The organism is Mycobacterium avium subsp. avium, from assembly GCF_009741445.1.
GTDB classification, from domain to species: domain Bacteria; phylum Actinomycetota; class Actinomycetes; order Mycobacteriales; family Mycobacteriaceae; genus Mycobacterium; species Mycobacterium avium.
In genome coordinates, this window is sequence record NZ_CP046507.1 from 1,808,201 (window position 1) to 1,829,204 (window position 21,004).

23 protein-coding genes and 1 pseudogene are annotated in these 21,004 nt (G+C 67.4%); 11 read left to right on the top strand and 13 right to left on the bottom strand.

The window, feature by feature from the left end; genetic code table 11:
- Window positions 1-15 precede the first annotated feature (15 nt).
- Window positions 16-699 (bottom strand): GAP family protein, encoded by a 684-nt coding sequence (locus MAA44156_RS08370; protein ID WP_003876677.1) that lies wholly within the window; start codon window positions 697-699, stop codon window positions 16-18.
- A 212-nt stretch (window positions 700-911) separates the two neighbouring features.
- Between MAA44156_RS08370 and MAA44156_RS08375 the strand changes: the two genes are divergently transcribed.
- A complete protein-coding gene (locus tag MAA44156_RS08375; RefSeq protein ID WP_009976827.1) occupies window positions 912-1,673 on the top strand; it encodes an SDR family NAD(P)-dependent oxidoreductase in 762 nt (253 codons plus the stop codon).
- A gap of 47 nt (window positions 1,674-1,720) precedes the next feature.
- Here the strand turns inward: MAA44156_RS08375 and MAA44156_RS08380 are convergent, their stop codons facing one another.
- The gene (locus MAA44156_RS08380; protein WP_003877981.1) at window positions 1,721-2,278 is read right to left on the bottom strand and encodes an FKBP-type peptidyl-prolyl cis-trans isomerase; all 558 of its coding nucleotides are present in this window, start codon (window positions 2,276-2,278) and stop codon (window positions 1,721-1,723) included.
- 538 nt (window positions 2,279-2,816) lie between these two features.
- On the opposite strand from MAA44156_RS08380, the gene MAA44156_RS08385 reads away from it, so the two are divergent.
- Window positions 2,817-4,334 (top strand): condensation domain-containing protein, encoded by a 1,518-nt coding sequence (locus MAA44156_RS08385; protein ID WP_023865923.1) that lies wholly within the window; start codon window positions 2,817-2,819, stop codon window positions 4,332-4,334.
- A gap of 52 nt (window positions 4,335-4,386) precedes the next feature.
- Here the strand turns inward: MAA44156_RS08385 and MAA44156_RS08390 are convergent, their stop codons facing one another.
- Both MAA44156_RS08390 and MAA44156_RS08395 read right to left on the bottom strand, forming a co-directional pair.
- On the bottom strand, window positions 4,387-4,707 hold the full coding sequence (locus MAA44156_RS08390; protein ID WP_009976825.1) for a J domain-containing protein: 321 nt from the start codon (window positions 4,705-4,707) through the stop codon (window positions 4,387-4,389).
- Window positions 4,708-5,019: 312 nt separating this feature from the next.
- Entirely contained in the window at window positions 5,020-5,439 is a 420-nt protein-coding gene (locus MAA44156_RS08395; protein ID WP_009976824.1) for an Hsp20/alpha crystallin family protein, read from the bottom strand.
- A gap of 112 nt (window positions 5,440-5,551) precedes the next feature.
- Here MAA44156_RS08395 and MAA44156_RS08400 point away from each other — a divergent pair, with 112 nt between their 5' ends.
- Window positions 5,552-5,932, top strand: a complete 381-nt coding sequence (locus MAA44156_RS08400) for a MerR family transcriptional regulator (RefSeq protein WP_019732292.1) — start codon at window positions 5,552-5,554, stop codon at window positions 5,930-5,932.
- A 60-nt stretch (window positions 5,933-5,992) separates the two neighbouring features.
- Here MAA44156_RS08400 and MAA44156_RS08405 read toward each other — a convergent pair whose 3' ends face one another.
- Window positions 5,993-6,436 (bottom strand): Hsp20/alpha crystallin family protein, encoded by a 444-nt coding sequence (locus tag MAA44156_RS08405; RefSeq protein ID WP_009976821.1) that lies wholly within the window; start codon window positions 6,434-6,436, stop codon window positions 5,993-5,995.
- A gap of 164 nt (window positions 6,437-6,600) precedes the next feature.
- Here MAA44156_RS08405 and thiI point away from each other — a divergent pair, with 164 nt between their 5' ends.
- Complete coding sequence (gene thiI, locus MAA44156_RS08410) at window positions 6,601-7,830, top strand: tRNA uracil 4-sulfurtransferase ThiI (protein ID WP_009976820.1); 1,230 nt, start codon at window positions 6,601-6,603, stop codon at window positions 7,828-7,830.
- On the opposite strand, the gene MAA44156_RS08415 is transcribed toward thiI, so the two are convergent.
- The 3 genes and pseudogenes from MAA44156_RS08415 to MAA44156_RS08425 form a co-directional block, all read right to left on the bottom strand.
- Complete coding sequence (locus tag MAA44156_RS08415) at window positions 7,827-9,002, bottom strand: serine hydrolase domain-containing protein (protein ID WP_009976818.1); 1,176 nt, start codon at window positions 9,000-9,002, stop codon at window positions 7,827-7,829. The genes thiI and MAA44156_RS08415 overlap by 4 nt on opposite strands.
- Window positions 8,999-10,474 (bottom strand): biotin carboxylase, encoded by a 1,476-nt coding sequence (locus MAA44156_RS08420; protein WP_009976816.1) that lies wholly within the window; start codon window positions 10,472-10,474, stop codon window positions 8,999-9,001. Before MAA44156_RS08420 ends, MAA44156_RS08415 begins: the two co-directional genes overlap by 4 nt.
- 196 nt (window positions 10,475-10,670) lie before the next feature.
- Window positions 10,671-10,991, bottom strand: a pseudogene (locus MAA44156_RS08425) (DUF899 family protein); the annotation flags it as partial.
- 134 nt (window positions 10,992-11,125) lie between these two features.
- On the opposite strand from MAA44156_RS08425, the gene MAA44156_RS08430 reads away from it, so the two are divergent.
- Entirely contained in the window at window positions 11,126-11,446 is a 321-nt protein-coding gene (locus MAA44156_RS08430; RefSeq protein WP_019732287.1) for a hypothetical protein, read from the top strand.
- A 67-nt stretch (window positions 11,447-11,513) separates the two neighbouring features.
- Here MAA44156_RS08430 and MAA44156_RS08435 read toward each other — a convergent pair whose 3' ends face one another.
- The 3 genes from MAA44156_RS08435 to MAA44156_RS08445 all read right to left on the bottom strand — a co-directional run bounded on the left by MAA44156_RS08435 (window position 11,514) and on the right by MAA44156_RS08445 (window position 13,173).
- Complete coding sequence (locus tag MAA44156_RS08435) at window positions 11,514-11,849, bottom strand: DUF732 domain-containing protein (protein WP_413540679.1); 336 nt, start codon at window positions 11,847-11,849, stop codon at window positions 11,514-11,516.
- A 126-nt stretch (window positions 11,850-11,975) separates the two neighbouring features.
- Complete coding sequence (locus MAA44156_RS08440; RefSeq protein WP_031351645.1) at window positions 11,976-12,377, bottom strand: VOC family protein; 402 nt, start codon at window positions 12,375-12,377, stop codon at window positions 11,976-11,978.
- The gene (locus MAA44156_RS08445; RefSeq protein WP_009976808.1) at window positions 12,331-13,173 is read right to left on the bottom strand and encodes an AraC family transcriptional regulator; all 843 of its coding nucleotides are present in this window, start codon (window positions 13,171-13,173) and stop codon (window positions 12,331-12,333) included. Before MAA44156_RS08445 ends, MAA44156_RS08440 begins: the two co-directional genes overlap by 47 nt.
- Before the next feature lie 223 nt (window positions 13,174-13,396).
- Here MAA44156_RS08445 and MAA44156_RS08450 point away from each other — a divergent pair, with 223 nt between their 5' ends.
- The 3 genes from MAA44156_RS08450 (at window position 13,397) to MAA44156_RS08460 (ending at window position 15,425) form a co-directional block, all read left to right on the top strand.
- The gene (locus MAA44156_RS08450; protein ID WP_003876693.1) at window positions 13,397-13,834 is read left to right on the top strand and encodes a cellulose-binding domain-containing protein; all 438 of its coding nucleotides are present in this window, start codon (window positions 13,397-13,399) and stop codon (window positions 13,832-13,834) included.
- Window positions 13,835-14,015: 181 nt separating this feature from the next.
- Window positions 14,016-14,726, top strand: coding sequence for an SDR family oxidoreductase (locus tag MAA44156_RS08455; protein ID WP_033716479.1), 711 nt, complete (start codon window positions 14,016-14,018; stop codon window positions 14,724-14,726).
- Between the two features lie 45 nt (window positions 14,727-14,771).
- Window positions 14,772-15,425, top strand: coding sequence for an HD domain-containing protein (locus MAA44156_RS08460; RefSeq protein WP_009976803.1), 654 nt, complete (start codon window positions 14,772-14,774; stop codon window positions 15,423-15,425).
- Window positions 15,426-15,448: 23 nt separating this feature from the next.
- Here MAA44156_RS08460 and MAA44156_RS08465 read toward each other — a convergent pair whose 3' ends face one another.
- Window positions 15,449-17,269 carry an AMP-dependent synthetase/ligase gene (locus MAA44156_RS08465; protein WP_009976801.1) on the bottom strand — a complete coding sequence of 607 codons (1,821 nt, stop codon included), beginning with the start codon at window positions 17,267-17,269 and terminating at the stop codon, window positions 15,449-15,451.
- Between the two features lie 144 nt (window positions 17,270-17,413).
- On the opposite strand from MAA44156_RS08465, the gene MAA44156_RS08470 reads away from it, so the two are divergent.
- Window positions 17,414-18,298, top strand: coding sequence for an alpha/beta fold hydrolase (locus MAA44156_RS08470; RefSeq protein ID WP_023880032.1), 885 nt, complete (start codon window positions 17,414-17,416; stop codon window positions 18,296-18,298).
- A gap of 20 nt (window positions 18,299-18,318) precedes the next feature.
- Here MAA44156_RS08470 and MAA44156_RS08475 read toward each other — a convergent pair whose 3' ends face one another.
- The gene (locus MAA44156_RS08475) at window positions 18,319-18,906 is read right to left on the bottom strand and encodes a TetR/AcrR family transcriptional regulator (RefSeq protein WP_003876698.1); all 588 of its coding nucleotides are present in this window, start codon (window positions 18,904-18,906) and stop codon (window positions 18,319-18,321) included.
- A gap of 113 nt (window positions 18,907-19,019) precedes the next feature.
- Here MAA44156_RS08475 and MAA44156_RS08480 point away from each other — a divergent pair, with 113 nt between their 5' ends.
- Window positions 19,020-19,838: a CoA transferase gene (locus tag MAA44156_RS08480; RefSeq protein ID WP_009976799.1), complete on the top strand. Its 819-nt coding sequence runs from the start codon at window positions 19,020-19,022 to the stop codon at window positions 19,836-19,838.
- A gap of 2 nt (window positions 19,839-19,840) precedes the next feature.
- Entirely contained in the window at window positions 19,841-21,004 is a 1,164-nt protein-coding gene (locus MAA44156_RS08485) for an acyl-CoA dehydrogenase family protein (protein ID WP_009976798.1), read from the top strand.

Genomic DNA, 21,004 nt, shown 5'->3' on the forward strand with positions numbered 1-21,004 from the left:
GGGACATGAGAGGCGTTACCACAGCGCGCTGTGGTTGACCAGCGCATCGGCGATGAGCCCGACCCCGAAGACCAAGAACAACAGCCGCACCGACATCGGGCCGTAGCGGGTCAGCGCACGGACCAGCCCGCGCTGAATGCGCATGGCCCGCGGTGTGCGTCGCAGCGACAGCGCGAGGATGGCCAGCGGCGGCGACACGGCGATGGCGCAGTAGGCGATGATGACCAGCGGCCACAGCGGCGGCCGCGGATCCAACGCGGCCAGCATCGCCAAGCCGGTCAGGTAGGGCACCGCCGTCGGCGCCTGCCCGCTGCCCACCGCCAGCCCGAGGAAGCCGAGCAGCCAGGGCCGTTTGCGCATCGCCGCCATCGCCCAGCCGGGGGCCGACGACTGCGCGGTCAGCGGGAAGTACGCCAGGCAGATCAGCGCGATGCCCAGCACCAGCTCGCCGCGGAACCGGATGGCCGGTGTGACGTGGAAATCCAGCGCCGTGGTGATGAAGCTGATGCCCAGCACCGTGCACAGGCCGAAGGTGGTGGTCACCGCGAACACGCCGGCCACGAAGCTCAGGGCGCCCGGGACGGGTGATCGCCGGCTGAGCCGGCTGTCGAAGATGACCGCCGAGACCACTCCCACGTTGAGGACGTTGAGCGAATCCAGAAACGCCAGTCCGGCCAGCGCGAATACCAGGGCTGCCACGCCGGTGCCCGGCCTAGCGGGCGGCCCCGCCGGCTGACCCGGGCTCGCTGGGCACTGACCACGGCGACACGATCCAAGCGGCAATCACGCTGCAGACAATACGAGACCGGCCGACCGCGGGGGAGCCGTGGCGGCGCCGCCCTGGCCGCGCGGCATGATCGGGAGTCGGCGACACCGGCAAGTGGGCCGCCGCGGCAACGTCAGGAGTGTGGATGGGACTGCTCGACCGCAAGACCGCCGTCATCACCGGCGCCAACTCCGGTATCGGGTTGGCCACCGCCGAGCGGTTCCTGGCCGAGGGCGTCGAGCGGGTGTTCATCACGGGCCGCCGGCAACGCGAACTCGAAGACGCGGCAAGGCAATTGGGGCCGCGGGCCACCGCCGTGCGCGGCGACGTCGGGGCACCGCGCGACCTGGACCGGCTTTACTGCGAGGTGGCGGCGGCCGGCGCGGGTCTGGACATCGTGATGGCCAACGCCGGGACGACGAGGGTGGCGCGGCTGGGCGAGATCACCGACGACGACCTCGACACCCTGCTGGGCACCAATGTGAAGGGCGTCGTGTACACCGTGCAGAAGGCGCTGCCGCTGCTCAACGACGGCGCCTCGATCATCCTGACCGGCTCCACCACCGCCGACCGCGGCCGAGCCGGGCTGAGCATCTACGCGGCCACCAAGGCCGCGGTGCGATCGCTGGCCCGGGCCTGGGCCAACGAACTCGCCCACCGCAACATCCGGGTCAATGTCCTCGTGGCCGGGTCCACCGCCACTCCGGGGAGCGACCGGCTGGCCGCGCAGACCGACCCCTACGCGTCCGTCGAGGAGTTCCGCGCCGGCCGGATCGCGACCATCCCGCTGGGCCGTTTCGCCGATCCCGTCGAGATCGCCCATGCCGCAGTGTTTTTGGCCAGCGACCTGTCCAGCTTTTGCACCGGGTCCACGGTCACCGCCGACGGCGGGTTCAACCAAGTCTGACCCCGACCACCTCACCTGCGTTGCGGCACAGGCGAATCGGCGCACAGCTAGGTCGTGGCGCCGAGGATCTTGATCGCGAAGACCAGCGTGTCGCCGGGGCGGATCCCCGCGCTGGGCTGGCCGTCGGGATAGCCGTCGGCGGAGGTCATGGCGACCGCGACGGTGGACCCGACCTTTTGCCCGGCGATGGCCTTCTGGAAGCCTGGCACGACGCCGCCGAGGGGGAAGTCGACCGGGGCGCCCCGCTGGTAGCTGCTGTCGAACACCGTGCCGTCACGCCCGTTGACGCCCATGTAGCAGACGGACACCCGCGCGGTGCCCGGAACGGCGGGCCCGTCGCCGGCGCGCAGCGTGTGCACCTGAGTCTGGGTCACGCTGAACGGTGCCGTCACGTTCACCACCGGAGCGGCGGTATCGGTGGATCCGGTGACCGCGACGCTGCCGGTGGTCCCGGTCAGCGTCCAGTCCGGCGTGCCACCGCTGGGCGGCGCGGCGGTCGGGCAGGAGTCGGCGGCGCCGGCCGTGCCCGCACCGGCGAGCATCGCAGCGGCGGCCGTGAAACAGGCCGCGAACGCGGCGGCAGAAAACGTCCGGACGGAGTTCACGGCCGTCACGCTACCGGCACGGCGCCGTTCCTCGGCCGGCGGGCGGGGGTGGCGCCGCGGGACCGCGAATACCGTCGGCCGGGGAGGTCGCTCGCAGATTTGACGGCAACATTTTTCGTGGCCATGCTTCCGTGAATTGCCCGGTACCTGCTATTTCGCAATTAGACAAATGCGCAATAATACGAATTTGGCCCTTTCCGACGCGGCGGTAAGGATATTTATCCGGTAGGAGAGTGCGGCTCTCGCACGTCGCTCGGCGGTGTGATGTAACTAACAGTTTCATCCCGGCTCTGGCCTTGCCCAGCTAGCCAAATGTACGCTAACGCGAGCCGCGAAAGCCCCTCTGACGTGCGCGTATAACTGGCCGACTATGCGCCGCCATTAGTAGACATTCGTGGAATAAGGCTGTCGACATCCGTCGCATGGCCTTTAGTAGACATCCGTAAAATAGCCGTCAACCGGCGACTTATCCGCCTGGATTTGGCGCCCCTATCGCTGCAGCCTTCCGGTAATTCCGCCGCAGCTCCGAGGAGGTTTTGTGGTCACATTCGGGACGGTGCATAACTGGGATCCGGGAACCGGTTCGGTGATTTCCTGGCACGCGACTCCGGCGGCGCGGGAAAAAGCCCGGCAGGCACCGATTAGCGACGTGCCGGCCAGTTACCAACAGTTGCATCATCTTCGCCGGTTCAGCGAACACGCCGCCCGGGGCCTGGACATGGCGCGGCTGAACATCGGGGTCTGGGATATCTCCGGCGTGTGCGACGTGGCGGCCATGACCGAAGCGATCAACGCCCATCTGCGCCGGCACGACACCTACCACAGTTGGTTCGAGCATCGGACCGACGGCCGCATCGTCCGGCACACCTTCGCCGATCCCGCCGACATCGAGTTCGCTGCGCTGCAGCGCGGCGAGATGACGCCGACCGAGCTGCGCGCCCACATCCTGGCCACCCCGAATCCGCTGCGGTGGGACTGCTTCACCTTCGGTCTCGTCCAGCACCCGGATCACTTCACCTTCTATATGAGTGCGGACCATCTGGTCATCGACGGGATGTCGGTCGGCGTGATCTTCCTCGAAATCCATCTGACGTATGCCGCTTTGGTGAGCGGCGGGCGCCCGCTGCCGCTGCCCGAGCCGGCCAGCTACCACGACTACTGCCGCCGGCAGCACCAGCACACCGAGGCGCTGACCCTGCAGTCCCCCCAGGTGCGCGCATGGATTCGATTCGCGCAGGACAACGGCGGAACCCTCCCGAGTTTCCCGCTGCCACTTGGCGATCCGTCGGTGCCGTGCGGAAGCGGTGTGGTGGTCGCACCGCTCATGGACGAGAGTCAGACCGAGCGGTTCGACGCCACCTGCACAAAGGCGGGGGCTCGCTTCAGCGGTGGCGTGTTCGCCTGCGCGGCCTTCGCCGAGTACGAGCTGACCGGGGCGGAGACGTATTGCGCGATCACGCCGTATGACCACCGCAGCACGCCGGCCGAATTCGTGACTCCGGGCTGGTTCGCCAGCTTCATCCCGGTCACCGTCCCGGTCGCCGGGGCCTCGTTCGGTGACGCGGTGATCGCCGCGCAGGCGTCCTTTGATTCCGCTATCGGTCTGGCCGACGTCCCCTTCGACCGCGTTTTGGAGCTGTCGTCTTTCGGCGGGCGAATCAGCAAACCGACGGGCGACGTCCACATGCTCTCGTTCGCCGACGCGCGGGGGATCCCGTTCAGCGGGCAATGGGACGGCCTGAACGCCGGGATTTACGGCGACGGCCGGTCGTCCGATCAGGTGCTTATGTGGGTCAACCGATTCGACACCGAGACCACCTTGACGGTGGCGTTCCCACAGAATCCGGTCGCCCGCGATTCGGTCGAGCGCTACATCCGGGCGGTCAGGGCGATGTGTCTGCGGGTGGTGGAACACGGTGCCGCCGCGGTGCCGAACCGCCGGCGCGTCGTTGCCGCGGTCAATGCGTCGGCCGCCCGATCGACCGCCAACGCCGCCGACCGCACCGACCGTCGCCTGCAAGGCGCGGGCTTCGGCGCCAACCCGGTCCTTCGGTGACCCGCCGCGCTCAACCCGGGCCGGACACGGCTGCACCCTCTGCCACGGCGGATCAGTACCGGCGATGCCAGCGCACCGGGCCCGCCCGCAGCGGCGGTTGCTCGTCGGCCGGCTCGATGCGCGTGACGCGCGTGACGGCGGGGCGGATGCGCTGGTGCACCCGATGCTCCCGGTCGTAGTCGGCCCGCCGGGCCGGATCGCGCAGTAGCGCATAGGCCGCGAGGATTTCGCTCAGCCGTTCGCTGCTCTCGGTCGCCGAATCCGGCGGGGACGTGTCGGGGTGGTGGGCGCGAAGGTGGCGCCGGTAGGCGCGGGTGATTTCGGCTTGCGTCGCTGTCGGCGAAACACCAAGCACCAGATAGGGATTCGTCATGGACAGCCACCGTGCCTTACGCCGGGGTCGACAGCCTGACCGCGGGTGAGGGGCGCGCGCCGGGATCACACGCGCGCCCCGGTCCCGCCGGTGATCTCCCGTGCGGTCCACCAATGGCGGCCACGAAAGTGGCGGTGCGCGCGCAATCTCATGCGTCGGTCGCTGTCCGTACGTAGCAGTAAGTGGTGGGCGGCACGGGGATTCACCGTGTCAACTTCGGCTGCCGACGCATCACCTCCTTGTCATCACCGACAAGTTGGAATGATCGGGTCGCAACCGCGGCCGACCTGCACCGCGGTTGCGACCCCGCTCTCAGGCGTTGATCGCCGTCCTGTGGTTGTGGTTGATCTCGATCCGCCGCGGCTTGGCCTTCTCGGCCACCGGGATGGTCAGCCGCAGCACGCCGTCGTGATAGTTCGCCTCGATCTTGTCGGTGTCGAGGTTGTCCCCAAGGAACAGCTGCCGGCTGAACACACCGCGGGGGCGCTCGGCCGATACCATCTCGCGGTTCTGGTCCAGGTCGGGTCGTTCGGCACGGACGGTGAGCACGTTGCGCTCCACGTCGAGGTCGAGCGAATCAGCATTGACGCCAGGCAAATCGAATTCGACGACGAACTGGTCGCCGTCCCGCCAGGCGTCCATCGGCATGACCGCCGGCCGCGCCGCGGTGCCCAGCACCTGTTGGGTCCACCGGTCGAGGTCGCGGAACGGATCTGTACGCATCAACACCATGATTCACCTCCAGCTCAAAGCAGAAGATCTATGTCTGTTGACATATGTTTTTGATACCACTACTGGTATACTTCTGCAAGTAGTAGTCAGATATTTTCTGGAGGAGACTGACTTGAGAGGTGATCCGACACCCCGCTCGGCGCGCGGCGTCTACGGCATCTCGGTGGCTTCCGAACTGTCCGGGATCCCCCCGCAGACGCTGCGGCACTACGAGCGGCGAGGGCTGCTGACCCCCGCGCGCAGCGATGGGGGAACCCGCCGCTACAGCGACGACGATCTGGCGCGCCTCAAGCGGATCAGTCAGCTGGTCGATCAGGGCGTCAACCTGGTCGGGGTCGCCCGCATCCTCGATCTGGAAAGCAAGAACGATCAGCTGAAGGCCGACTACTCGGCGCTCGAGCTGCTCAACGCCAAACTCAAGACCCGGCAAAAGTCGGAACGGGCCGCGGCGCCGCGCCAATGTCGTGGCGAGGCGCGGCGAGAAGCGGTCTGATCAACGCCTGGACCCGCGTCGGGGGCTGTCCCTGCCGGAACAGCCCCCGACGATTTGCGCTCACGCGTTGATGGCGCGCTGGTGCTTGCCCGCGGCCACTTCGATCTTGCGCGGCTTGGCCGCCTCGGCCACCGGGATCGTCAACCGCAACACCCCGTCGACGTAATCGGCGTGGATGTTGTCGGTGTCGAGGCCGTGACCCAGGTAGACCTGCCGGCTGAACACGCCGCGCGGGCGTTCGGACACCACACCATTGCGGTCCTCGTCGATGGCAGGTCGTTCCGCACGCACCGTGAGCACGTCGTGCTCGACGTTGACGTCCAGCGACTCGGGCAGCACACCGGGCAGATCGAACTCCACCACGAACTTTTCGCCGTCGCGCCAGGCGTCCATCGGTACCAGGGCCGGTTGCGCGGCGGTGCCCCAGGGCACGGCGCCCCACAGCTGCTGCGTCAGGTGGTCGATGTCGCGGAAGAACGGGTCAAACCTCAGCATGTTCACCACCTCCTTTGGGCCAAGGATGATGATCTATTCTTTTCAGAAGAGAAAACTTATGGCGTAGACATCATATTCCTACGCGGAGACGATCCACCCGACCCGGGTGTGGCCCACGCATCGGTCTGGGCGGCGTGGTAGCGGGGTAGTCGGTAGCCGGAGGTGAACGAGACGTGCACATGCAATGCTGTGTTCTGCTCAAGTACGGGGAGATGGTGCTCAAGGGCGGCAACCGGCGCTGGTTCGAGCAGTGGCTGCTGACCAATCTCGACGACGCACTGTCGGCGTGGCCGCCCGAGCACCGCCCCGCGGTCCGGCGCCGTGGCGGCGTGCTGGTGTTGTTCACCTCCCCGGAACTGCAGGACGAGTTGGTTGCGTTGGCCCGCAACCTGATCGGCATCAGCCTGGTGCAGCCGGTATGGCGGGTGCCCAGGTCCGCTCGGGCGGCCGAAACCGCTGCGGTGGAGTTGCTCCGAGACCACCGCACCCAGGACGGGGCGCCGACGTTCGCGGTGCGCTGCCACCGCCGCGACAAGCGGTTCGGGTTGAGCTCGGAGCAATTGGCCGCCCGCATCGGCGCCCGCGTCCGCGCCGACCTGGGGTGGCGGGTCGGCCTGTCGCACCCGGAGCTGGAATTGACCGTCGAGGTCGACCGGCGCGAGATCTTTCTCGGCACCCGAACGCATCCCGGACAGGGCGGCTTGCCGGTGGGGTCCAGCGGCCGGGCGGTGGTGTTGCTCTCCGGCGGGTTCGATTCGCCGGTGGCGGCATACCGCGCCATGCGGCGCGGACTGGCCTGCGATTTCCTGCACTGCACCGGCGCCCCGTTCACCGATGCCTCCTCGACGTACAAGGCGTATGCGTTGGTTCGCCAACTCACCCGCTTCCAGCCCCGATCCCGGCTGTACGTGGCCGCGGTGGGCCGGGCCCAGCGGACATTGGCGGCCAGCGGCGCCGGGGAAGCCCAGATCGTCGCCCAGCGGCGGCTGTATCTCCGCCTGGCCTGTGGCCTTGCCGAACGGATCGGCGCCCAGGCCGTCGTGACCGGCGACAGCCTGGGTCAGGTGGCCAGCCAGACGCTGCCCAACCTGGCCGCCACCGAACAGGCCGCCACCCTGCCGGTGCTGCGGCCGATGCTGGGCTTCGACAAGCAGGAAATCCTCGCCGAGGCCCGGCGGATCGGCACCGCCGAGATCGCCATGCTGCCCGACCAGGACTGCTGCCAGCTGTTCCTGCCGCGCCGGGTGGCCACCCATGCCGCCGTGGACCAACTCCTGCCGGTCGAGGCCCGGGCCGGCGTCGACACGCTGGTGGGCAACCTGCTGGACCGTATGCAGCGATTCGATTTCGGACCTGAGGCCGCCGATGTCGAGTCCGCCGCGACGACATCCAGGGTGGGCTAATCCGTGCGCCCGGCCAGCCGGTGCGCGATCGCGTCGAATGCGCTCAGCGTGTCCAGCATGTGCGGCTCGTGGGAATGCGGCTGGGTGGACACCTTGGCGGCCACCATCTCCGCGGCGCGGTTGACATAGATCATTTGACCGCACATGCCGAGGCACAGCAGCACGTTGTCGCCCGGGTAGGGCAGCCACATCTGATTGCGGTACATCCCGCCGGGCATCTCGTTGTCGTCGGGGCTGGCGGCGAATGCCCGACGGGAGTCGGGCCCGCCCGCGAGGGTGTCGGCGATCCACGCCTCCGGCAGTACGCGCCGGCCTGTCAACGAGACACCCTCGCGCAGGAACAGCGACCCGAACCGGATCATGTCGGTAAGGCAGGCACTGATCCCTCCGTCGAAGAACCCGGTGCCGGCCGGGTCGACCGCGATGGTGGCGTCACGCTGGGCGCCGATCCGGCTCCACAGCAGTTCCGACATCAGTGCGGGCATCGGCTGGTCGGCGGCCACCTCGCAGATCCACCCGAGCACATCGGTCTCGCACGAGCGGTATTCGAATGGTCCGCCGTGCACCGACTTCTGTCGCAAGGTCAGCAGGAAGTCGCGCAGCGTTGCGGGCGCATCGGGCCGGTGGTTGGGCGCCCACCCGACCGCCTGGTCGAGCAGGTGTATCTGCGCGGCCGGGTCGTCGTAGTTCTCGGAGAACGCGACACCCGATCTCATGTCCAGCAGGTGGCGCACCGTCGCCCCGGCATAGCCGCAATTAGCAAGGGCAGGAATGTATTTGGTGACCGGCGCGTCGAGCTCGATAGCGCCGGCGCCGTGCAGCGCGCCGACGACCGCCGCCACCAGGGACTTGCTCACCGAGAACAGCAGGTGCCGGGTCTGGCGACGCATGCCCTCGAGGTAATGCTCGGCGATCATCGCGCCGCGGTGGGCGACGGCCCATCCGTCGGTCGCGGTGCCGGCCATCACGGCGCCGACCGTGCTGGCCGTCCCGTCGGTCACCGCCACCCGGATTTCGGCCAGCTCGGACGGGGCGGCAGGTATCGCGGCGACGGGTCCGGTTCCGCGCGCGATCACCGCGGTCGGCACGAAGTCTTCGAGGTGCTGGAAGGACCACCGCGCGTAGGGCGGCGAGAGCCAGTTGTCCAGGGAGATGCCGGCCGGGGCGTTCACGCGCGCGCGACGAGCCGCGAGACGATCGGCGTGGCCGGCGCCAGGGGAGTGGAGGCGAACTTCGCCTTCATGCCCTTGACCCAGCGCTGGCAGCGCTCGGTGAGCCGGTAATCGTCGGTCTGCAGGTGTCCGCGGGTGACCAGCACACCGAGTTGTGCGCCCTCGGAACGCAAGTCGCCCGGCGCGGCGACCCGCATGTAGAACGCCTCGGACCCGTCGAGCAGCGTGGCCCAGTCGTTGGCGGTGCGCGAGAAGGAGACCCGGCCGTCGTCGTCGATGCGCCACACCCCGGTGCGGGGCGTGGCCGTGAAAAGCTCGACGTCCGGCGAGGTTTCCGCGAGGATCACCTGCCCCCACACCTCGTCCTCGCCGTAGCCCCGCTCCCAGCGGGCGTTGATCCCCTCGATGTCGAGCTCGTAGTCCACGTCCATGTACTCGAGCAAGTGAAACAGGAACAGCGGCATGTCAGCGTAGGCCTCGGTGGTCAGGTTCGTCATCGGGCTGGCGCCGGACAGACGCGGGTTCACCTCGCCGAGGTAGAGCTCGTCGGAGTCCAGGTCGTGCAGCAGGTCCACTTCGAAGTAGCCGCGGTAACCTTCACGGCTCAGGATGTCGCCCAGCTTTCCCACCATTTGCCGCGCGGCGTGCGTCTGGCCAGGTGGCAGCACTTCGCGCCAAATGTCGTTGCCGCACCAGGCGCCTCGGTGCGGAGTCAGCTCCGGATAACCGACCAGGCTTGTCATCGCGGGCCCGATCACGGTGCCGTGGCGCGTCACCGCGCCCTCGAGGCAGACCTCGACGTTGCGGATGCGCTTCATGACCTTGAATTCCTGCTGCGCGGTCAGGTCACCGGCGTGCTCGTCCCAATCGCGCTGGCCGCGCACGAAGAATGTCCCGCTGCCGGCGGCGCCGTAGGGGATCGAGACGACGAGGTCGTCGCCCAGTCCGGCGTCCTGCGCAAGCGTCAGCAGTTCCTGGTAGGAGCCGGCGCGACCCATCACGTGCGGCACGCTCGGGATGCCCGCCTCGTCGGCCAGACGCGTCATGACGGTCTTGGAACCCAGCCGGTTGCGCAGCTCCACCGGCGGATGCATGACCTGCAGACCCGCCTGCCGCGCGAGGGCCTGAGTCTCCTCGTCCATCATCACGAAGCAGGCCTTACCGCCGGGTCCGCGACCCGCGATGAACTCGAGCGTCTCGGGATCGCGCAGCAGGTGGTTGCAGACATCGCCCATGGAGTCGAAATCGATGCGGTCGCGCCGCCGGGGCACGAATACGCGCGAGTGTATGCCCTCGAACGAGTCAAAGTAGGTGAGGTAGAAGAAGTTTCGTATCCAGCGGTCGATGCCGAGCAGGTTGAACGGGGTGGGGGAGATGAAGTACAGCGGCACCGAGTTGGTGTGAAAGAACGCGCGGATGTCGGACAGCCCGTTGAGCACGCGGCGCGGCTGGGGCTCGCCAGCGTGCGTCATCACGCCCGCCCCGGCGACGTCGAGGGCGGCCTCCGGCGACGAGATGGCGGCGGGGGCAGGGCTGCTCCGCCCGGCGCGCTGATCGTGAGCTCACATTCGTCCATTGCCCCAGTGTGCGCCCCGCCCATGGCGGTGTCGAAACACGCTTTCGCTCAACGCCGGACGAGCATCCGTCCCGCGCCGGCGGGCGCGGTCATCAGCCGTCGTTGGGTCCGTAGGCGCGGGCGATGGCGGGGGAGTCGGGCCAGCCCGAATAGGTGGGCCGGGAGGGCCAGCCCTGCGGGGAGTCCTGCCAGTCCTCCTGGCGCCCCTACGGCAGGATGTCGATCAACCCGAAGGAGTGACTGAGCTGCTCGGTGCCGCGTCCGTTGGTGTGCCAGGTGCGGTATACCGTGTCGCCGTCGCGCAGGAACACGTTGACCGCGAAGCCGCTGCCGGGCGGTGCGTCCATGTCGGCGCCGAACGTGCTCTGCGATGACGAGTACCAGTCCATCCGGTTGCCGACCTTGTGCTTGTAGGTCTGACCGGTGGGCGGCCACGAATTCATCGGACGGCTTCGCCGCCGGGCCGTCGCCCGCAACTTGCCCGATGGCCTTGACCCGCAGGCCCGGACTCGGTTCGATGACGGGTAGCAACGAGGGGAGACCCACCATGAAGACATTTGTTCGCCAGCTTGTGGTCGTCGCCATGTTGGCGTTCGCGTCGATGGCGGCCGTGACGATAGCGACGCCGGCGGTGAGCAAGGCCGACTGCGCGGACGGCGAGTGGTGGGATCCCACCGGCAAGGTGTGCCGACCGCTCGGGGTCGGGCCGCAACCGTTGGCCTGCGACCCGGGCCAATGGTGGGACCCGACGGCCAACGTGTGCCGGCCGCTGGGGGTCGGGCCGCAACCGCTCGCCTGCGACAACGGCTGGTGGTGGGACCCGGGCACCAACGAATGCCGTCCGCCCGTGGTGCCACCCGCCGACTAGCCGGTATCAATGCCGGCGTGCTAGGCAGCCGAAAAGGGTTGCGCGAGTAGCCAACCCGACGCCGTTGTCACGTGCACAGGCTGGGGGCGTCGCACACATTGCCGGGGCAATAGATGTTGTGGGCGGCGTTGACCAGGCTGCCGACGTCCAACAACGTCACGCCCTTGTTGTCCAAGCGGGCATGAAGGTCGTCGGCGATCTGTTGCGGCGTCCAACCCCACGTGAGGTCGTAGCAGACGTCGTGCGCCTCGGCGATGAGTGCCTCTTCGGTCTTCGGGGGCCAGGTGAGGCCGGCCGCGCGCAGTTGCGCCAGGTAGGCGTCGTCTTGCGGTGTGGCAGCCGCGATGCCAGCGCCACCGACCAGCGCGGCGCCGATCATCAGGGGGGTGGCAACTCTGGCCAAGCACCGAAGTGGGGACATGGCGTTGCCTTCCTCATCGTGGCGTGGTGCGGACGCCGCCAGTATGCGGGTACACGGCGGCCCGAATGTGAAGGATAGCCAAACGCCCGGTTGTGATCGCCGAACTGATCAGTTCGGCGGGTTTGCTCCGCCGTAGTCCCCGAACGACCACAGGTTGCCTTCCGGATCGCGGACGGTGAATTCGCGTGCACCGTAATCGGTTTCGGCAAGGGGGCGGACGATCTCGGCGTTGTGCTGCCGGACGCGCCGGTAGAGAGCATCCGGATCCGCGGTGACGACGTAGCCGCCGGCGGTTCCGGGTTCGCGACACCACTCGGCGCCGGGCTTGTGGCTGCCGAGCATGATGCCGCCGCTTCCCTCGGGCCAGTTCAGTTGCGCATGGTCGACGGTCTCGCCGTCGCCGTAGCGGGCCGTCAGAACGAAGCCGAATGTCTCGACGTAGTAGTCGATCAGTTTGGGTGCGTTATGGGCTTGCAGTGTCAACCAGACGGTCGGATTCGAAGCAGTCATGCTCCCACTGTGACCCGAGCGAGTGCCCGCCGTCTTGAATGTTTCGGAACTCTTCGGCCAGCCACCGCTGCGGCGGCACACCGGCGAACCGGACGAATTCCCGGCTCAGGTGCGCCTGGTCGCTGTAACCGGTGTCGGCCGCGACCCGGGCGAGGTCGACGCGACCGTGGCGGCGCGCCGACTCGGCGATCCGCCCCGTAGCGTGCTGGAACCGCATCAGCATCGCGACCGTTTTGGGCGAGTGACCGACCTCCCGCCGGAACAACGTGGCCAGATGTCGCGTGGTGACGCCGACCGCGTCGGCCAGGGCCGTCACCGGTATCAGGCCGCGGCTGCGCTGCAGCAGGTGCCAGGCATGCAGCACCTCGGGACGCACCGTCGCGCCGTCTCGACGCCGTCGCGCATCGATCAGGTACTGGGCGACCAGCGCGAACACGTCGGGCCACCGGTGCGCTTCGGCCACCCGGTGGTGCAGGTCGACGATGTCTCGTCCCAATACGGCGGTCGCGTCGTACTCGGCGACGGGAAGCTCGGCGCTGGGCAGACCGAACAGCGCGCGCGAGGCCAGCGGATGCACCGCCAGCTGCACGCCGGCCTGACCGCGGCGTTGCCGCACGTGACTCGCCCGCAGATGCAGGCCGCCGAGGATCAGCGGCGTGGGTCGGGCAGCCGGCAGCGCGGTCGCGGTGTCGGCGGCTTCCACCCCATCGTCGAGACTGACGATGAAGGTCAGCATCGACGACGGCATGCCGCGGTGCACGCCCTCGGGCACATCCAAGGTGCGGTAGCCCACCATGGACGTGACTCCGGGCGCGCTGCCCGGCGCCGCCGCCGTGTAATCCCAGGCCTTACCCACAATGCCACGCTAGCGCGCAGGCCGGCACCTTGCTTGCGGGTTGAACCTTGGCTCCCGGTGGATCGCGGCCGAAATTTCATGCCGGTCTCGGTTGGGCAAAGGTCCGGTAGCCTACCCGCGCTGCGAGGTCCGAGATCGCCTGTCCGGCTTTACCTTGGATGCCATGGCTGGACTGGACAATCACCTGAAGCGCTGCCGCACAGCGCTTCACGGAGCCGTGTCGGCGGTGATCGTTGCCGTGGTTGCGGTCCTCGGCCTCGCCATCGCCCCGGTGGCCGATGCGGCCGCACCCATGGCGACGTTGACGGTCGAGCATACGTGGCAGACCGGTTTCATCGCCCGCTTCGCCATCACCAACTCGAGCACGGTGCCGCTGTCCGATTGGAAGCTCGAATTCGACATGCCGGCGGGCCAATCCGTCCTGCACACGTGGAACAGCACCCTCACCCAATCCGGCACGCATTACGTTCTGACGCCGGCGAACTGGAATCGCGTCATCGCACCCGGTGGTTCGGCGACGGGTGGTTTCCGAGGCGTGTTGACCGGCACCTATTCGCCACCGACGAATTGCGTGCTCAACGGTCAATACCGTTGCACCTGAACCCGGCTGCCGACGGAGGTTGCGACGGCTCGGATGGGCTTTGACGGCTCATCGGCTTGAGCCACGAATCCCTTGTGTCGCTTTTTGTGGGATATACGGCTCGGCAGTCATGGGCCTGCACGGCCCGCCGGCCCCAGACTGGCTCCAGGCGCACCGCCATCACGATTCCAAGGAGCAGTCCATGCCGTCGCGACGGGTTTTGATCACCGGGGCATCGAGGGGTATCGGCCGCGCGGTGGCCGATCGGCTGGCCGAGGGCGGCCACGAACCGATCGGCCTTGCCCGGAGCGCCCCCAAGGATTTTCCGGGGGAGTTCTACGAGGTCGACTTGGCCGACTCGTACGCAACCGCGGCGACGCTGGACAAGATCGTCGGGCACGCTGCCGTACACGCCGTGGTCAACAACGTGGGTTTCGCCCGGTTCGGCCGACTCGGCTCGATCGAGCTGGACCACCTGTTCGACACCTACGACCTGAATGTGCGCGCCGCCGTTCAGGTCGTGCAGGCGGCCCTGCCCGGCATGCTCGACGCGGAATGGGGCCGCATCGTCAATGTGACCAGCTTGACCACGCTCGGCACGCCCGAGCGGACCCCGTACGCTGCGGCCAAGGCGGCGCTCGAGGCGTGCACCCGCATCTGGGCGGGCGAGCTCGCCTCGGCCGGCATCACGGTGAACGCCGTGGCACCGGGACCCACCGAAACCGACATGTACCGCGAACGCAGCCCGGTCGGATCGGAACGCGAAGCCCGCTTCCTGCAAAGCATTCCGCTGCATCGGGTCGCCAGGCCGCGCGAGATCGCCCACGCGATTTGTTTTCTCCTCGACGAGGACGCCGGCTACATCACCGGTCAAATCCTGCGCGTCGACGGGGGCGGGAGTATCGCCGCGTAATGCCAAGGCGGCCAACACAGTCCAGCTCAACCGAGGAGACATATCATGACCACCACTTCGTCCATCGAAACCATCGCCGACATCGCCATACCTGACACCGCATTGGTTCGCGAGATCACCGAGTTCATCCGGGATGCCGAGGACGACCTGCTTTTCCACCATTCCCGACGGGTATTCCTCTTCGGCGCGCTGCAGGGCCGGCGCCGGGGACTGCAACCGGACCTGGAACTGCTGTACGCGGGCGCCATGTTTCACGACCTGGGCCTGACCGAGCGCTACCGCGATTCCGCCCTGCGCTTCGAGGTCGACGGTGCCAATGCGGCGCGGGAGTTCCTGCTGCACCGCGGCGTCAGCAAGGCAGACGCCGACAAGGTATGGCTGGGCATCGCCTTGCACACCACCCCGGGGGTGCCCGAATTCCTGGATCCCGAAATCGCCTTGGTGACCGCCGGTGTCGAGACCGATGTGGTGGGCGTTGGCTGCGACGATCTTGCTCCCGAAGCGCTCGCCGCGGTGGTCGCCGCCCATCCGCGCCCAGATTTCAAAACGCGCATTCTGCAGGCCTTCAACGACGGGATGAAGCACCGCCCGCACAGCACGTTCGGCACGATGAACGCCGATGTGCTCGAGCACTTCGACCCGACTTTCGCCCGCGACAACTTCGTCGACCTGATCCTCAACAACGGCTGGCCCGAATAGCATCGCGCCGCAAGGTCGCCGCTTCAGTCCGATGCGGCTGAATGTCCTGCGGATCGCTTGCCTTGCTCGGTGTACATCGCGTCGATCTGGGCGGCGTATCCGGTGGCGATCGGTTTACGTTTGAGCTTGGCCGTCGGTGTGAGGTATTGGCTGCCGGGTTCCCAGACGTCGGCCAACACCGTGTAGCGCTTGATCTGTTCGACCCGCGACAGCCGGCGATTGGCGGCCGCCATTCCCTTCTCGATTTCGGCGCGCACCGCCGGATTGCGGACAAGTTCGCGGAGCGAACCCGAAAGACCGTGCGCGTGCGCATATTCGGTGACGGAGTCGGGATCCAGGGTGATCAGGGCGGTGTTGTACGCCCGAGCATCGCCGATCACCACGACGGGGCCGGCCAGCGGGCAGCTAGCGGCGATGGTGTTTTCGATGTTGGTTGGCGACATGTTCTTGCCGGCGGCGTTGATGATGAGTTCCTTTTTGCGGTCGACGATGCGCAGGTAGCCGTCTTCGTCGATCTCGCCGATATCGCCGGTGTGCAGCCACCCATCGGAATCGATTGCCTCCGCGGTCTTCTCGGGCGCCTTGCGGTAGCCGCGCATCACGTTCTTGCCCCGCACCAGCACCTCCCCGTCGGAGGCAACGGTTACCTCAGTCCCCGGAACCGGGGTACCAACCGTTCCGATCTTGATCCGTTCCGGACGATTCACGGTCGCACCGGCCGTACATTCGGTCATCCCGTACCCCTCGCATACCGGGATGCCCAAGCCCAAGACGAACTCGTGAACCTCCCGCGGGATCGGGGCCGCGCCGGTGACGCCGATCCGAAGCCGGTCCATGCCCAGCCGCCGGCGCACCTTCGACAACACCAGCCGGTCGGCGAACGCGTACCGAAGCTTCTCGGCAAGTCCGACCGGGCGGCCATCTGACACGGCCCGGGCCCTCGCGCGGCCGACCCCGAACGCCCATTTCGCAAGCGCTCGCTTGCCGGCAGGTTCCGCATCTACCGCAGCTTCCAGACCCGCCTTGGCCTTGATCCACACCCGCGGCACGCCAAGGAAGAGCGTCGGCCGCACCTCGGTCAACGCGGGCAGCACAGCCTTGAAATCGCCGACGGTGGTGATCTGCAGGCCGTAGAGCAGGTTTTGATAGTGAGTGATCCAGCGGTTGGCGGCGTGTGCATCGGGCAGATAGGACACCGCCCGGTCGGCATGCGTGATCCCACCCACCTCTTCGGTGATCCGGGCGTTCTCGATGAAGTTGGTGTGGGTGAGCTCAACGCCTTTCGGAGGGCCGGTGGTGCCCGAGGTGTAGACGATGGTCAGCACGTCGTCCGGCCCGACCGCCCGCCATGACCGCTCGAAGTCGAAATCGGCTGCGGGGGAGGCCTCGAGTTGACCGAGCCCGATGGCACCGTTCGCCGCGCCGTCGACGCACACGACGTGTTCGACAGTGCCGCCCTGCTGCGCCGCGGCGAGAACCTGTGGCAGGAAAGTGCCTTCGCAGATCACCACGTGGTTGTCTGCGTTGTCGAACTGATACGCCAGCAGCTCGGGTGGATTGGTGTTGTACACCGAAAACGGTGTGGCACCGGTGTGCAGGACCGCGGTGTCGCACAAATGGAACTCGGGGCGGTTACTCATCATCAGCGCAACGGTGTCGCCGTTCCCTACGCCGAGCCCGGCCAGCCCCGCCGCGATCGCCCGCACCCGGTCGCGGTACTGACGCCAGGTGATGGTCGTGGCATCGCCGAGGGTGCGCAGCGCCACCGCGTCCGGGTGCTTGGCCGCGGTCGCCTGGAAGGCTTCGCACAGGGTGGTGGGCCGGCTGGCCGGTGCATGGGTCATCAGCTGCCTTGAACTAGTCATCAAAATTGTTTACAGTACAGCTGTATTGTCACGTAGCGATCGCGCAGACGCAAGGCGGGAACCATGGTGAGTGGCCGGCGGGGGCTAGTGCCGCGTTTCGACCCCGAAAGCCGCGCTGAGGGCTTGTTTCGGGAGCCGCGGGTAGCCTACGACGCGACGACGGTGGCGACGCACGACGGCGCGCAGCTGCATGTGCGCAGTTACGGTTCGGCGTTCGGCCAGCCGATCGTGCTGATCCATGGTTTCGGATGCCGCATCGAGTACTGGAACCCGCAGATCAACGCTCTTGCCGCCAAGTATCGGGTGATCGCCTACGACCAGCGCGGGCTGGGCCGCAGCACGCTGGGCTCTGACGGCGTGCGCCCCGACGTGCTGGGGCGCGACCTTGCCGCCGTGCTCGACGCGGTGTTGGCACCGGGGGAACGGGCGGTGTTGGTGGGACACAGTTTTGGTGGGATCACCATCATGGCGTGGGCACAGCGCTTCGCCGCCCACGCGGTGTCGGCGGTGCTGTTGGCCAACACCATCGCCGAGCGCTTCAGCGCCACCACGATGCTGCTGCCATTCGCCGACCGCTATCGCCACATCCGCCGACCGTTGATCACCGCGTTAGCGGGCTCGACGATGACGCTTCCCTCGATCCGCTGGTCACGGTGGCCGCTGCAGCGGATGGCATTGTCCCGCTACGCCGATCGGCAGGCGGTGGACTTCGTCTATGAGATCCTGGCCGACTGCCGCACCGATGTGCGGGCGGTGTGGGGAGCGGGGCTGTCCGGGTTGGACGTCACCGCCGGGTTGGAGAAACTCACGGTGCCGACCACCGTGGTGACCGGCACCGAGGATCGGCTGACGCCGCCGGCAGTTGCACACCGGATCGCCGAGGCACTACAGGTCCGGGGCAGTCTGCACCGGTTCGCGCGGTTTCCCCGCGCCGGGCACTGCACGAATATCGAAGTGCCATACGCGTTTAACGCCGAGATCGAACAGTTGGCGGACGCGACCCGCTGATAACCGGCGCCGGGGCCACGTTAGTTTTCGACGGTGATGCGCAGCCGGGGCTTGCGGGCGTCAGTCGGCTTGGCGACGCGGTCCCACACCGCGTCGACCATGGGCTGCAACAGCAGCTCGCCCATTTGGCGAATCAAGACGCCCAGGATCTGGGTGGACTCGGGGCGTTTGGTGGATGCCATTCCCGAACCCCGCAGGGCTGTGATTTCGCGGCGAGTCAGCTCGATGAGCGCATCGAGCAGGTGCAGCCGATCCTCGGAGGGATCGAGCACCGCGCGCCGCACGTAGTTGACCACCGGGGGGTTGTCGCGCAGCATGCGGGCGACCGCCTCGTCGCGGGCCGCCGCGACGTGCCGCGCACTGCCCTCGGCCGGAACCTGGGCCAGCGCGTGGGCGAAGTAGTCCACCACCAGCTGGTCGACTGCATCGCGCACACCGGCCTTGGTTTTGAAGTGGTGTTGCACCAACCCCAGGGTGACGCCGGCCGCAGAGGCTATGTCGCGCAGCGAAATTCGATCTTCACCATATTGCGCGTAAAGGTCCAGCGCGGCGTTGCGAATTCGCGCCTTGGCCGTCAGGTCCTCGTTGGTCGCCCGCGGATTGGTCATCACCACTGCTCCTGGTCCACGCCGCTATGTTAGCGCCTGACCCAATTAGCTCTACGTTTGATCTATTTACAATACATCTGTATCGCACGCTGGGGAATGGAGGATGACGTTCTATGCAGCCCCTGATCGGTGTCACGGTGGTGTCGTTGGCCGTGAACCTGCCCGGTCCGCTGGCGGCGGCCCGGCTCGCCGAACTGGGTGCCGCGGTGACGAAGGTGGAGCCGGCGACGGAGGATCCGCTCGCCGCCGCCGCGCCCGACTGGTACGCGCGGCTGATCGAGCACCAAAACGTGCTGACGCTCGATCTCAAGGACACCGGTGATCGCGCCAAGCTCGACGAACTGCTGGCGGGCGCCGACCTGCTGATCACCTCGATGCGGCCCTCGGCGCTGCATCGGTCAGGCCTGGCGCGCCCGCAGCAGAAGTTTCCGCGGTTGTCGTTGATCGAGATCGTCGGGCATCACGGCGAGCGCGCCGAGACCCCGGGCCATGACCTGAACTACCAGGCGGCCCAGGGCACGCTGACCCCGCCGCATATGCCGAAGGTGCCGATCGCCGATGTGCTCGGCGCCGAACGCGCGGTGTCGAGCGCGCTCGCGGCGCTGCTGCAAGCCGCGAAAGCGGGTGCGGGACAACGCTACCGCGTCGTGTTGGAGGAAGCCGCCGCCCGGGCTGGCGATGCGGTGCGCTACGGGCTGATGGGGGAGGGCGCGGTGCTCGGCGGCGCCTACCCCGGATACGGCATCTACGCGTCCGCCGACGGCTACGTCGCCCTTGGGGCGATAGAACCGCACTTTTTCGCCCGCACGTGCCAGGTGTTCGGCGCCGACGGGAGTCACGAAAGCCTGGGCGCGGCGTTCGCGGCCAAGACCACCGCCGAGCTGGAAGACCTTGCGCGGCATATGGATATTCCCCTGAACGAAGTGAGGTAGATATGTCCGAATTGTTTCCCGATTACCGTCCGAGTTGGGAGACCGACCAGCACCGCGAGCTGCGCAAGCACGCCGCGGAGTTCTTCCGCAAGGAGGCCACCCCGAACCAGGAACGCTGGGCCGCCCAACACGCGGTCGATCGGGAGTTCTGGAACAAAGCCGGGGATGCCGGTTTGCTGGGCCTGGACCTGCCCGAGGAATACGGCGGCGCGGGCGGCGACTTCGCGATGAACGTCGTCGTGCAGGAGGAACTGGCCTACGCCTACGACCAGGGCTTCGGATTCGCCGTGCACTCGCCGATCGTCGCGCACTACATCTGGGCCTACGGCAGCGACGAGCAGCGCAGGCGGTGGCTGCCCAAGATCATCAGCGGTGAGGCGGTGTTGGCCATCGCGATGACCGAACCAGGTACCGGGTCGGATCTGCAATCGGTGAAGACCACCGCGCGACGCGACGGCGACTTCTACGTCATCAACGGGTCGAAGACGTTCATCTCCAACGGAACTCACTGCGACCTGTTGGTGATCGTGGCCAAGACCGACCCGTCGAAGGGGGCTGCCGGGGTGTCGTTGATCGTGGCCGAAACCGACGAGAACCTGGCGGGGTTCGAGCGTGGCCGGGTGCTGGCCAAGATGGGCCAGCACGCGCAGGACACCCGCGAGCTGTTCTTCTCCGACATGCGGGTGCCGGTGGCCAACCTGCTCGGCGCGCAGGAGGGTCTGGGCTTTTACCAATTGATGGAGCAGCTTGCCCGCGAACGGCTCATCATCGCGACAATCTGCGCGGCGCTCGCCGAGGTCGCGGTGCTCGAGGCGATCAAGTACTCGCGGGAGCGGGAGGCGTTCGGCCGGCCGATCGGCAAGTTCCAGCACACCAAATTCGTGCTGGCCGATTGCAAAACGGAGGCGCTGGCGATCAAGACGATGGTCGACTACGCCGTCGGGCAGTACCTCGACGGCAAGAACGACCCGGCCACCGCGTCGATGGCCAAGCTGTTCGCCGCCGAGAAGAGCGACCAGATCGTCGACAAGTGCCTACAGATCTTCGGGGGCTACGGCTACATGACCGAGTATCCGATCGCCAACATGTACACCGCGTCGCGGGTCAACCGGATCTACGGCGGTACCAGCGAAATCATGAAGGAAATCATCAGCCGCTCGCTGTAA